Source organism: Paenibacillus sp. FW126-R14 (genome assembly GCF_058789495.1).
The window spans coordinates 1-12,916 of the sequence record NZ_JBYTBS010000024.1 but is presented as its reverse complement, the minus strand read 5'-3'; the positions used below and the strand labels follow the sequence as shown (position 1 = coordinate 12,916).

Sequence of the window (12,916 nt, the reverse complement as noted above, 5' to 3'; positions counted from 1 at the left end):
TCCACGATTCCAACCTATTCGTAAGATTTTACCATATCCATAGAAGTACCTCAAACAAGGGCCTGTTTACTCGAGCATGTTCTATGTTTCTCCCCTTATTTAAAGCAATTAACAACGCCTCTAGTGATCGATGTGGCTACATCATCTTGAAATGCGTCGGTTTTCATGCGCGTCTCTTCATTCTTGTTCGAAATAAACCCAAGTTCGAGAAGAACGGCAGGCTTGGCGTTTTCACGGAGTACGTGATAATCGCCAAACATTACGCCCCTGTCTATCGATTGATTGTCTGCCTTAACCAATTGATCATGAATAATTTGTGCGAACAACTGATCTTGAGTCTTGTAATAGTAAGTCGTCATTCCGGAAACATTACTACTTTTGAAAGAATCGAAGTGAATACTTATGAACAGATCGGCGTCATTACTTTCCGCCATTTTTGTTCGCGCATCCCATGAAACGGTCGTATCAGATTGCCGTGTCATGATGATGGTTGCTCCTTGCTCGGCTAACTTCTGGCCGACTTTCAGTGCCATGGGCAGCGTTACATCCTTCTCATATGTTCCTTGATTTCCAATGGAACCGACGTCTTTACCGCCATGACCAGGGTCGAGCACAATCGTTTTTCCTTTCAACGGCAACTCTCTTTCGTTAATCTTCTGCTCAAAGTCTCCTTTTTTCGTTTTCGAAGCGACTTCGGAATGGATATAAAATAAAAAAGAAATGAATATGACTCCGGAGATGGCTAGGATTAGTATTCTTATCGTATTTTTCATAGGCACATCGTATTAAAGATAGATACAGATGAAATGGAGACGGAATAAAGATCATATAAAGATCATTTCATGATAAACCGTCAGACATAGATTTGGAACTAAAGCAAGGACGGCTAGCCCACGAAAGAGGTGAGTACATTAGCATCCAATGATTTTTCGCCGTCACTTATGGTACGGTTCGGCGTAACATCTATAGAGCGAAATTTAAGGGGCCCTGTTAGGCCCCTTAGGTCTAAGTCTATTTTAGCTTTTCTGCAATTTCATGCAATCGTTCTATAAAAACGATCACCCTTATACTGTCGGGTGACAAGAACATTGACCGATTGCCAACGAAGATTAGATTGGCTGGGTTTTGTGCGTGCATACGGTACACGCTATCGCTTTCGCTGGAGGCCGTTCTTGCCGCAATCAAGGTGGTACGGCAATACGTGGTGGAGCGTTTTTTGGGCGGAACGGTTTTGTTTCTTTGAATAGTTTTATTGGATGAAAGTTGATAAACTCGGATGAATAGACGGAAACATACAAACTTCCGTTCCCTGCGAAAGCACGAATGAGAATCGGCTGATCGTATTGGGTTTGGAACGCGAAATCTGGTCCGTTCTAGCTAACCGTCGCATTGCGTCCTGGCAGGACAGCCGTGGTGCAATCTATGCCATCATGGAGCCTTCTTCGACAATGCCAGGCTGAATTGGAGCATCGTCATCCGCGGCAACGGGCCGTTTGAGTGTAACCGCTAGTAGCACCCCTGCTGCTACAAGTATTGATATAATAAGGTAAGCATTATGAAAGGCGTGCGTCGTTGCATTGGGGATCGCAATCTCACCCTTGCTTACATAATGAGTTGTACGGTTAACGAGAAAGGTTGTAAATCCAGCTACTGCGAAAGAAGTAATCACCTGCTGCGTAGCGTTCGTTAGGGAGGTCACTCGACCAACTAGATCCCGTGGCGCTGATTGCAACAAATGAGTATTTAACGAAAGATAAGCAATGCCCATTCCCATGCCTATCAACACACGAGGAATCAGAAAGTTCCAAGGACTATCGCCCGGATCGATGAAGGAAATGAGATAAGTACCTATGGCTACGGATATTAAACCAACGACTGCTAAAGGTCTTGCACCAATTCGGTCGTATAAACGCCCCCCAATGGGTATCGCAATTGCAGCGGAAAGTGCATGAGGAAGCGACCATAAGCCTGCTTTGAAAGCACTCATACCCATCAATAGTTGCATGAAATACGGTATGGCGAAGGCAGTGCTATACATAGTGATTTGTAACGCCCACTGAACCAGAATACCTCGAGTAAATAGAGGAGAACGGAAAACTCTTAGTTCCAATAAGGGCTCTATTTTACGTTTGAGCTCAACAATGATAAACAAAATCAGAGCGACCGCACCAACTGATAAACCGACGATTGTTTTCGTAGAGGACCAACTGCTACTTCCTTCGCCTAACCCGTAAGAAAGGCTGCCAAAAGCGAGTGGTGCTAGCAGGATGCCCCAGGAATCTAGTGAGGCTGATGCTTTTTTCGGAAGATTTGGAAGCGCCCTGATACACATGACTACACCAGCGATCCCGATTGGAATATTAATAAAGAAAATCCATTCCCAACTTGCATAGTCAACCAGATAACCAGCTATAATCGGCCCCAATGCTGGCGCGAGTAAAACCGGAATACCCATCATCCCCATAATCGCGCCTACTTTCTCAGGAGGACTGATACGGTAGGTCATAGCAAAGGCGATTGGCATAACCATGCCGCCGCCTAGGCCTTGTATTATTCTAAAGAAGATGAGCTGTTCAGCTGTAATGGCACATGCACACAATATCGAACCAATCGTAAATGCAATGATTGAGATAATGAAGATTCGCTTGGCGCCAAACCGATCTGACATCCATCCTGCCAATGGAATGACTGCTGCTTGTGCGAGTGCATATCCGGTAATCGTCCATTGGATCACGCTCAACGTGCTATTGAAATCATCTGCGATAGCAGGGACAGCGACATTCATTGCTGTAGTATCTAGAATAACCATGAATATCCCAATAATAATCGCAATAAGCGGTGCAATGAGCACACGTATGGATGTAGCCGAAGTGGGGATGGGTTTTGAAAAATTAGTGGACATAGCCCTAACTCCTCGTATCGTATTTTTAAAACTTTTTTGAGTCAGTTGGGAAAGGGGACGCAATCGTTTCCCAGACCCTAGAACGTTGAACGTTTAACGCCTCCTTTGCCAAAAAGCTTCAGTCTTGAACCACATCGATGCACACCATTAACATGAACTTTAGTTCATATACTAAATTATATGAACTAAAGTTCACTTTTGTCAATGGGAAAATTCGAACTTTAATTCACATCATTTATTGACTTGGAGTGGGAAGAGAAAATAAAATGGGAGTTAGGTGATGAAGATGGCAGAGAAAGATCAGGATAAGACGCGAATGCCTCAGCAGCAGCGAAGTGTGGAGACCAAGCAAAAAATCGTTGCAGCAGCCACGAAATTGTTCGCGAAGAATGGCTATCACAACACGAATACGAAGGACATTGCAAAAGAAGCGAAGGTGGCCATAGGCAGCGTCTATTCCTATTACACGGATAAAATGGAGATTTTCAAGGACGCACTGTTATTCTACAATGAACGCTTCATAGAGGTCCTTCGGAGCCACAGCGCCCTTCAACTAGACACCAGAAAAAATAAACTGTCTTTCATTCGTGAAATGATCGAGACCATGATAAAGGCCCACCAGGTGGATGTCGATTTCCATCGAGAAATGAACATTATGGCGCTGTCTTATCTAGAAATTAAAGACATGTCGGACAAGCAAATGCAGCTTGTTTATGCGTTTGTCGCTCAGCTTCTCCGCTCCTGGCAGTCGGAGATCCGCATCAAGGATCTGGATGCGGCCGCAACAATCTTAGTTCTTGGTGCACATAGCGTCGTCGAGGCCATAGCATTTGCCAGTACGGACGTCAGTCGGGAGCGCTTGATTGGAGAAACAATTGATATGCTGCACTGTTATTTGTGGCCGCAGGAAGTTCTGCAAGACATGCAAAACGAAGAGGACGGACTTTAAACAAAGAAGGTACTGTACCCCAGGCTTGTTGAGGGGTCAGTACCTTCTTTACTGTATGAGTTGTGATAAGGTTCGGCTTAACGGGTCTATCGGCCAAAATGCGATAAGACCCTACCGCGGCTTGGTTTTTATAGATTCCAAGCTTCTCTTATGTACGCTTAGAATTCACCCTCATTTTCCATTACTACTGACAGTCTTCGATTTAAGAATACTCCATCTATCAATCCTTGCCTGTACATAATTTCAATGGCTAGTGCCAATTGAGCTTGTTCTTTCTCTTCATAAGAAAAAATTGTTGGGTGTCGGTCTATTGGAACATACTTAAAAATCTCTTTTAATAAGGATTGAAGTTCTTTAGATAATTCTTGATATCCCTCATCTTGCTTCAGAACGTTATTCCCAATTTCGTCTGTTCTCATAGCAATAAAATCACACAAATAAGTTCTAAGACTCTTTATCAAATTCAACACTTCCCCTCAAAAAAAGTGACATCAAAGTGAGTTCTTATTCAACCTCAGTACTGCAAAACATTAACGGAATGCAGTGAAAGACATTTGACGCGGTTAACAGGTTAACTAGAAAATTTAGTACACTTCTAGCAACAAAAAGCCCCGCAGTCCTGTTGCAATGAGAAAACTTGAAATCATAGAACGCCCGCAATAATTGTAAATTTATTACTATTTGTTGAATACTTTATCTGTTGTGAATAGTATAGCAGATTGATAATAGACTTAAAAGGAGTAATTTTCCTTGAGCGAACAGCCTATTATTATAAAACAAATTATCGGGAAAACCATGAAAGCTATACGCCTCAAGCAAGGTTTAAGCCAAGAGGATCTGGCACATGAATGCAATGTGGATCGATCCTATATTTCGATGATCGAGGTTGGGAGAAATGAGCCTTCCGTTACGAAAATATTCGACCTCTGCAGAGGTCTGAAAGTTAAACCATCCGACTTTTTCAAACTGGTAGAGAGTGCGTACGAGGAAGAACAAAAGCAGGGCTGATGAGGCCAATAAGAGCGGGACATGTGGCTGCGTTAGCCTGCGTCCCGCTCTTATTGTTAACGCTCAATAACAATAAAAAATTCATGCCATTTGCATGACGTCTTTGAGTCCGGTGTAATCATCCATTCTAAGCAATTTTATACTGGAGGAGTTACGCCACCTGCATAGCATTACAGACCTGTCAGCTATTGCGGGAATACCGCAGCCAGTTATTACAAATGGTGAGCCACACAGCCTCAATGAAATGCAAGGCAAGAGAAGGATCATGAGATCAAGGAACACATGATAGCCATTCATTTTGCACATCCCTACTTCAAATACCCTCGTATGACGACCGCCTTGTGGGAGGCAGGCTACAATGTAAATCACAAGAAAGTATGTCGGACTATGAAAGATTTAACGATTCAATCGGTCATATGGAGGAAACGAAAACAGTCCAATTACACACCTTCAGTTGTTTATCCAAATCGCTTAAAACGACAATTCCATGCTACGGTACCGCAGCAAAAAATGGTCACGGACATTACCTATATTTCCAATGGAACGATTTTTCATTACTTGTCCGTTATTCAAGATCTTTTCAACAACGAGTTTGTTGCTTGGCAGTTATCTGAATGTAACGATTTCCAGCTCGTACTGGGTACCATTACGCAACTGGACAAGAAAAAGAGACGTTTCGGAGGCCGCCGCATAGGGTAAGAAAGAGAGACTTTGAATTTATAAAATGAATTGAATAATTACAACAACTGTTATAATAACAGTGCCATAAAATGCCAGTAAAGTTCTGGAAAACATAGTGATGACTATACTTCTTACATCTTTAGTAAAATCAGTCGTTTTCATAGAAAAATCAACATTGTTGCCATTTATTACTCTAACTTTTTCAAAAAGTTGTCTAAATAATTTTTCCTGTCGAAGGAAATAGCTGTCTAGATACCAGAAAGCAATTAATGGTACCAACGTAATATAGAAGAAATGTGGATTAGCTTCAATTTTTTCATTACCAAGTAAAAAAACTAATAGTGCTGAAACGATAGTAACCCCCCATCCCTTAAGCATAAAGGAGTTAGAAGCCATTCGAGTAATGGTTTGTTGTATAAATTCAAGATATTTTAATTTCTGCTCCATGATTACGCTGTCCTTTCTGTTGGTTCCGCTCCATTAACCCAATCTGTTAACAAAACGTATTTTTTAGGGTTATCTTGGACCCAAATAGTTTCTCCTAAATTTTTGTTGCTTTCATAAACTGCATAGGAATATAATCCTAAATATTCTTGTCCTTTGTAATCCTCATTATAGGTTAAAGTTTTTGAAATTGGGAGAATAGCGATCCTATTTTTTATACCATCAAAGTAACCGACTTCCCATGGTACCCACTTAGAATCTGGAGTATTTTCAGATGAGGCTAAGATAAGACTTTTACAATTTTTCATTCTTTGACGAATCGTATCGGCTGTGTCTCTATTCACCTGCGTACGATCCAATTGGCGGTCCTCGATCCAATCAACATATACAGATAGATTTAATTTTTCTTCCAAGAAAATTTTCAATCCATGGATAACTTCGGCATCATGATAACTATGTGAAAGAAAAATGTCATACGTCTTATACTTGTTGAAATTAGCAGAGGCGGACTCAAGAATTTGCGTGCTTGAATCAAAAACCAAAGTTTTCTTTGCTTTTGCAATTTCTCGTAATTGTTGTTCGTTAAATAACCTAGCCATACAATCCCCCCTTGACAATTTTATAAATATGAAGTTTAATTCGTTAAAGCCTTTACTCTATTATATATCAACTCAACTTCTATGGAAATTACTGTGGCAAACTTCGCAAATGCCAAAAAGCTTTTTGGACTTCGCTATCGTCGGTTTCGTGACAAGAAAAAAAGTTTCTGGAACAAGCATGGATAGCATCCATCTGCAAGAACGTCAAAAAGATCGCCAACCACCTGGCTAAATTAGCCGGGTAGGGGGATCTTATTTAATTTTATTTCCGTTAGTCCCGTGATAATTAAATATCTCTGACAAGGCTCTGAAAACATGGGCTTTGTCGACAGTTTGAGTATCATTAGATTCCAGTTTTTTAATTCTCTAACACCTCTAAATAAGCAACAATTCGGGAACATAGGTTCCCCAAATGTTCTACAAATACCTCTTCTGGCATCTCCCCCTTCTTATAGGCAGACCATTGATAGAAATCAATGCGCCCCAACGAATCTTTAATTTCTTTTATTATAGTAAAATCTATAAATACTGGAACAACGCTTTTTGTTTGAACTCTTTTACCCCATACATTCCTTTCGAAAGAAGGCCATTCTCCTTCTTTATATGACCCACTAATAAAAACTACTACTGATCTTGAAAGAACTCCATAAATTTTTGGAAATTCTTCTTCCAGATCACTTCCCAGAAGCTGTGGATCGAAGTCTTTATCATAAAATACACTAATATCCTCTTCTTTAATCCGTTCAACAAACCTTTCAACTAATTCTCTATCGGTCCCACTGAATGAAACAGCAATGTCGAAGGCAAACTGATCGTCTGAGATAAATCCAAATTCCTGGGTCAAATTGGACCAGTCAGCTTTCTTAATGTAATATGCTAAGGCGGGATCTTCGACAGAGAACATTGTTGTTAAGGGATCATAATAAAACTTTGCATTTAATGCTTTCGAATCAATTAATATTGGTAGCCTAGATTTCTTTATTGAATCCAGTCGTGGCTTATGTTCCGGAAATAATAATCCCAAATCATTAATTAGAACCGTTGGTTTACCCACTCTTGCAAAACACTCCAACAAAGTAATATATGGCTTATTTGTTCGTCTGAATCTTTTCCCTCTTGCAAAGTCCCTTAGGATTGGCTTATAAGCAGTTTCTAGAAGAGTAAGTATGCTTCCTCTTAGCGTATGAATATTAATATTGATCTCGGTCTCTTCTTCTTGGGTATCATAAATTCCAGCATCAATACAAGCCTGTTGACATAGCTTTTGCATTGTCCAGTAGTCACCATTTGCTTCATCATATATTTCTTCTAAATCTTTGAGATAAACGTTCAGCTCTTCTGCCCCTGCTTTTAATGCATCTATTGCAGTCTCAAATGCAGCAGGTCTTATCCTATTGATTGATATTCTCTTAATCAGATCTTCTGATGCCTGAATCAGTTGTCTTCCTGCCTCATTAATACCGGCAATTATCAACTTTCCACTAATTATATAGGGGTTATCTGCACCAATTTTTAATATATCTGAAACACCTTTTCTCAGGTTTTCATCAAGCCGGTGATAATCATCAACGACAACAATTGGAGCAGGTAATTTTCCCTCCTGGACCATTCCTCTTATTATTTCTATATCTGTCTGTATTCTTCCTGATAATATTAATAGCTGACTAGCTGAAATATTGGCTGCAGCTAAGCCTTTTAAAATAGCAGTTGTTTTGCCTGTACCAGACGCACCTTCAAACACAACCCCTCTTGTTGGAGATCGCAAATCAACAACGATGTTAGCAAAACCAGGTGGTTGGATAAAAGTGATACCCGGCACCCCTTCCGTCACAAATACATCCTCTACTCTCATCAAATCACATCCTCCTATGTTAGTTTAAAATAATTATATCATAGAGATAAATGGAGCAAAAATATCCCATTATTTGTGATACGGCTCAGCTTAACGAGTCTATCGGCGAAAAATGCGAAAGTAGCTATCGCGGCGCATAGTTACGAACCTTTCAATATCCGATTTTGCTTTCATAAATCTACACAGAAAGCCGCCGAAGTAATCGGCGGCCTTATTATTGATGATTCAACTATAGTTCCCGATAGCTTAACGATGGTTGTAATTAATCATAATAAAAACTGTTAAGGCGGCTCGGACTACTGAATCAGCGCTCTGGAGTAGTAGACGCGAAAATAACCTGCCTTGGTCCAGGATTATTGTCCCATTTCATTGTGTTAGATATAAATTTAGCGGTGATTACTTTATCGCCGCCGATCTGGATATCGTATTTGCTCCGTTTGAACGATATGTCCATGTTTGTGATAAAAAGTATGGTTCCTTCTATCTTAATGTCCTTTTTGACAACGCCCTTTTTAGTCGTCACATCTTTCTGGACAACTTTGCCTGGCTTATAGTCCATTACTTTGATGACGGCGGTTGAATCCGTCGTTAAAAGAATGGTCGCTTTAAACATATTTTACCCTCCAATTTACTACTATGTGGATTCATTATAAATCAAACGTAATAGGCGGAACAACTGGAGCTAGTCGGCCTACATTTACGTTATTGTGTCGTCCACACACAGCTAGATGGTGAACGTGGAAATCTCAGTACCGTAGCCCCCGAAGTAGTAATTCGATGCAGGAAGCAACTGTCATCATTACCGACACACGGAGAGTACTAACCATCCCTTCCTACGCTATCCTGCCCGTTCGTACAAAAGCCTTCCCGCCGCGCGCCGACCTTCCGAGCTTCAAAGCGACTTGCGTTTTTGCAGTTTGTAAGCTCTGCAACGCAGAGCTTACCGAACTACTGCCGGAAACCACGAGATCGGAAGCAACAGAGCAAGTTCTCCATAAACCCTTCTTGATTGTTCACCGAATTCAAGTTTGATACTATCCCGCTTCTCCTCTATGCTTTACTCGAATCGGGACTTGTACAATATGGGGGGATGGACTAATGGAATGAGATGAATTGCGGAGCCGCTTCGATAGGCTCTATGTCGCTCAAGCATCTAATGCTGGTGTAGGCGAGCAGTCGATTGACGATTATAATTATCAAACTGAGTTGGTAAAGCTGTATGATCGCTGGGCAGTGGTGAATACGGAAGGCAACTTGTTTGGTGATTCAATGTGATCAGACGTTTAGAGCAGCGGAAGGCTCCACCTAAGTGAATCAGTTCTTCCCTCTCTTCTCACCTTCCTCCCATAACCATTCAGCTAGTTTTTTTCCTTCAAATTATTAACGGTTTTGAGCACTGGCATGTGCTTTTCAAGTTCCCCACTAGTTTCAGCGTATGTTATTGGTGTATCAGCGTAATTAATCATTTTTTCTAATTTTATGTAAAACTCATTATCTTTCACGCCGTTTCGTGAAGCCTTGCCTTGCTCACCTGCTATACCTTGGGCAATTATACCAACGCCGCTTGCATATAAATACACTTTCGCTCCCATTTCTATACGCTCAATTTCAGTCTTCTTATCACCATACGCAGACGCTTTCTTTTGTGCCAGCATAGCTCGTTCATAAGTCAAATTCGGGGATTCTCCACGTCCCCCGCGATTCGTATTTACAATAAAATAAGTGGTTCTTGTATCATTGCTCTTGTCACCACTGTTATGCATAATTTCCTCTTTTCCGTAAGTTCTTCGCTCTTTTACATCAATAGCAGTAAAGGGAGAACGCCTGTGATGGACGTTCCCCTTTGTATTGGCTTGGTGGAGTATGTGGGAATGTGAACGATCAAGATACAAGAATAATCTTAAATCTATTTATTCTTCATCAAGATCTTCATCTTCAACAGTAGTCACGGTAGACAATTGCCCAAAATTCAAATTCTCAAGTGCTTTCATAGCATGAAACCCACAATACCCATCGATTGCCCCTTGTATAATTGCATTTGCCACGTCTGTTGCATTATCTGGAGCATTTATTAAAAAGCAATGCCACTCTAGAACTAACATGTTACTCTTACCAAAAAATTCTGGGTTTTCATCGTCTTCTCTCAAGCTACAAAAGAAGCCAAGGGATTTAAGTGCCCCTAAAACCTCCTTTAGTTCAGCTTCTGGATGTTTTGTAATTCGCCTTAAGTAATCAAGGCTGATATGAACATTTTCAGGAAGCTCGGCAGGGCAACCATTGAGAAATATTTGGTAAATAACTGTTCGTTCATGTGGTTCCATGCGTTGTAATACATCCCAAAAGTGCCTTGCTTGATATAAAACTGCTTCAAAGTTCGCACCATCCGGGTTAGTAAGATAGTGTATTAATTTATCAGGATCCGGAGGAAAAAAATTTTGTCTTTCCTTAATTTCTATTTTCTGTTTAATTATTTGTACTAAATGGTCTGGGCTCTTTTGTCGTAAATCAATAAAACCAATAGTAACAGGAATGCCTGGTATTTCTGTATCATCAAGTCGGACAGGTAGTATATATTCTTTATGTGCTTGAATTGCTCGTGCCTGTGCACTGCGTCTTTCATGATTAGTCCACATCTTACTGGCATAATGCTCTGAAATAAAAAGAATGCAGTATTTCGCGGCTCTTTGGTAAACATAATCTAAATGAGTATATAAATCTTTCCCCCAGAGGTCAGCTTCTTCGTATAAGTCATAGAAAACACGTATCCCTAGCTCTCTTAAATCGGTTGCTATGCTGTCTACAATTTTTCTATCTTCCCCTGCAAAAGAAAGGCAAATATCATACTTGAAATTCTCCTGCTTAGTAATAGCTAAATCAGTCATGTAATGTTTTCGATCCTTTCAAATTTTTTTATATTTTGTTAATTGCCCTAGTTGCGCCTAACGTTATTGCATTCCCGGCGCCCCACCCCCTGAAAGTATTAAAAAACCCGAGGAGAAGCTGGCTCTGAGCGGCCGAGAAGCAGTTAGGGGTGCGGGTGTATCCGGCTGAATTTTCTTCCCTGCTACTAAAAATTCCTCTTCGAACCCTCATCGGACTCCAACTGGACAAAGGAGCGAATGCTCAGAAGCGTTAATATATTGTTATGTGAAGTGGCAACTTCGTAGAGTAACTATATAACAATCGTGAATTCATAATACGAATAATTTCGAAATCTAATCTTTTTCGGAATGATGTAGACAAATTAACTTGCAACAGTTGGAAAGCTCCAATCAATAGGCCTATCAATGTTATAGTATTCTATCGGTGATATATTAATTTTAGCAAGTTCACCATTAGATTTTCTGACCCAATGACGTCCTCCTGCATCAGTAAATGCTATTTCTATTCCGAATCTTATAGATATTGCATAATCAAGTGCCCTGTATATGTTATAAATTTCCCCGGAGGCAATATGCTTAGACACCTGTAATAAGATATACAATTCTTATGCACTTCAACTCCATCAATTGGAAAACCTGCACCTTGTATGCTCACTAAAGTAATTACAACTTGGTATACAGGCTCATCCGATCTATTTAATATAGAATAGATGGTTTGGTCTTCCGAGTGGTCTCTTGCTTAATCCATGCAGAAATTTTCTCTGCCTGTAACTTTTCCTCTTTATTTCTTTTATATGCCCTTTCATTAGAAAGTTGTTTTAATGCAACTACTAACGTTCCTACTGTGCCAAAGCATCCAATAACAGTACCAACTGATCCAACCTATGTTGCTAAATCAGACGAAGATGACACTAAATTTCCCCTCCCATTTAATTTTTTGCATGTTTTCTCCATTTTTCACAATATTCTTGTATTCGAGAATCGGAGTCTTCAGTCATTTTGGCTATCTTCTTATTTGTGGATTCCGTAAAAGATGGCTCGGGGGGCCACCGTCAGATAAATGAAAATGGGAGTGAATTTTCAGGGTAATCCATATTCGTAAGTATTTCGAATTCGTATGTAGCATAATCATACCATTAATTTGGGAAACATTGTCGTTTTTGCTCTAGAAAAAAATCCCCTTAGAATCCATCTCTAGAGGAATTTGCTTCGGCAACGAAAAGGAGCAAGGGATTCCCTTGCTCCAAATGTCCAGCATTTATTATATGATTCTTTCAATTACTTTAAATATTACAGTTGCGAACACTGCAACCCAAAATCCTTTTGTACCGATAATGCGTAAAGATCTTCGGGCACATCTTACTACAAACAAACCGAGCTGTTTTTTCATATCTTACCCTCCTCATAGTGTCGGTATGGCAGAGGGTAAGGTTTATATCTCAGGCTAAGATTCTCAATACTTAATAATGACCTCAACGGTCTCTTTATATACTAATTGAATGACCTCAATGGGTCTCTTTATATACTAATTGAATGACCTCAACGGTCTCTTTATATACTGATTGAATGACCTCAATGGTCTCTTTATATACTGATTGA

The 12,916-nt window shown here is 40.3% G+C and carries 13 protein-coding genes; 3 read left to right on the top strand and 10 right to left on the bottom strand.

Features of this window, described 5'->3' with window-relative positions; translation table 11 throughout:
• Positions 1 to 95: 95 nt before the first annotated feature.
• Entirely contained in the window at positions 96 to 773 is a 678-nt protein-coding gene (locus AC3WRW_RS16545) for an N-acetylmuramoyl-L-alanine amidase family protein (RefSeq protein WP_492547404.1), read from the bottom strand.
• Between the two features lie 647 nt (positions 774 to 1,420).
• Entirely contained in the window at positions 1,421 to 2,902 is a 1,482-nt protein-coding gene (locus AC3WRW_RS16540) for an MDR family MFS transporter (RefSeq protein WP_492547403.1), read from the bottom strand.
• Between the two features lie 286 nt (positions 2,903 to 3,188).
• Here AC3WRW_RS16540 and AC3WRW_RS16535 point away from each other — a divergent pair, with 286 nt between their 5' ends.
• Positions 3,189 to 3,851: a TetR/AcrR family transcriptional regulator gene (locus AC3WRW_RS16535; RefSeq protein ID WP_492547402.1), complete on the top strand. Its 663-nt coding sequence runs from the start codon at positions 3,189 to 3,191 to the stop codon at positions 3,849 to 3,851.
• A gap of 158 nt (positions 3,852 to 4,009) precedes the next feature.
• On the opposite strand, the gene AC3WRW_RS16530 is transcribed toward AC3WRW_RS16535, so the two are convergent.
• Positions 4,010 to 4,270 carry a hypothetical protein gene (locus AC3WRW_RS16530; RefSeq protein WP_492547401.1) on the bottom strand — a complete coding sequence of 87 codons (261 nt, stop codon included), beginning with the start codon at positions 4,268 to 4,270 and terminating at the stop codon, positions 4,010 to 4,012.
• 331 nt (positions 4,271 to 4,601) lie between these two features.
• Between AC3WRW_RS16530 and AC3WRW_RS16525 the strand changes: the two genes are divergently transcribed.
• Both AC3WRW_RS16525 and AC3WRW_RS16520 read left to right on the top strand, forming a co-directional pair.
• Positions 4,602 to 4,859: a helix-turn-helix domain-containing protein gene (locus AC3WRW_RS16525; protein ID WP_492547400.1), complete on the top strand. Its 258-nt coding sequence runs from the start codon at positions 4,602 to 4,604 to the stop codon at positions 4,857 to 4,859.
• Between the two features lie 270 nt (positions 4,860 to 5,129).
• The gene (locus AC3WRW_RS16520) at positions 5,130 to 5,558 is read left to right on the top strand and encodes an IS3 family transposase (protein WP_492547474.1); all 429 of its coding nucleotides are present in this window, start codon (positions 5,130 to 5,132) and stop codon (positions 5,556 to 5,558) included.
• A gap of 18 nt (positions 5,559 to 5,576) precedes the next feature.
• On the opposite strand, the gene AC3WRW_RS16515 is transcribed toward AC3WRW_RS16520, so the two are convergent.
• The 7 genes from AC3WRW_RS16515 to AC3WRW_RS16485 all read right to left on the bottom strand — a co-directional run bounded on the left by AC3WRW_RS16515 (position 5,577) and on the right by AC3WRW_RS16485 (position 12,707).
• On the bottom strand, positions 5,577 to 5,987 hold the full coding sequence (locus AC3WRW_RS16515) for a hypothetical protein (RefSeq protein ID WP_492547399.1): 411 nt from the start codon (positions 5,985 to 5,987) through the stop codon (positions 5,577 to 5,579).
• A 2-nt stretch (positions 5,988 to 5,989) separates the two neighbouring features.
• On the bottom strand, positions 5,990 to 6,583 hold the full coding sequence (locus AC3WRW_RS16510; protein ID WP_492547398.1) for a TIR domain-containing protein: 594 nt from the start codon (positions 6,581 to 6,583) through the stop codon (positions 5,990 to 5,992).
• 358 nt (positions 6,584 to 6,941) lie between these two features.
• Positions 6,942 to 8,435, bottom strand: a complete 1,494-nt coding sequence (locus AC3WRW_RS16505) for a TIR domain-containing protein (protein WP_492547397.1) — start codon at positions 8,433 to 8,435, stop codon at positions 6,942 to 6,944.
• A gap of 304 nt (positions 8,436 to 8,739) precedes the next feature.
• The gene (locus AC3WRW_RS16500; protein ID WP_492547396.1) at positions 8,740 to 9,048 is read right to left on the bottom strand and encodes a hypothetical protein; all 309 of its coding nucleotides are present in this window, start codon (positions 9,046 to 9,048) and stop codon (positions 8,740 to 8,742) included.
• A gap of 745 nt (positions 9,049 to 9,793) precedes the next feature.
• Positions 9,794 to 10,327: a hypothetical protein gene (locus AC3WRW_RS16495; RefSeq protein WP_492547395.1), complete on the bottom strand. Its 534-nt coding sequence runs from the start codon at positions 10,325 to 10,327 to the stop codon at positions 9,794 to 9,796.
• 18 nt (positions 10,328 to 10,345) lie between these two features.
• A complete protein-coding gene (locus tag AC3WRW_RS16490) occupies positions 10,346 to 11,317 on the bottom strand; it encodes a toll/interleukin-1 receptor domain-containing protein (protein WP_492547394.1) in 972 nt (323 codons plus the stop codon).
• 1,261 nt (positions 11,318 to 12,578) lie between these two features.
• A complete protein-coding gene (locus AC3WRW_RS16485; RefSeq protein WP_492547393.1) occupies positions 12,579 to 12,707 on the bottom strand; it encodes a hypothetical protein in 129 nt (42 codons plus the stop codon).
• Positions 12,708 to 12,916 lie beyond the last annotated feature (209 nt).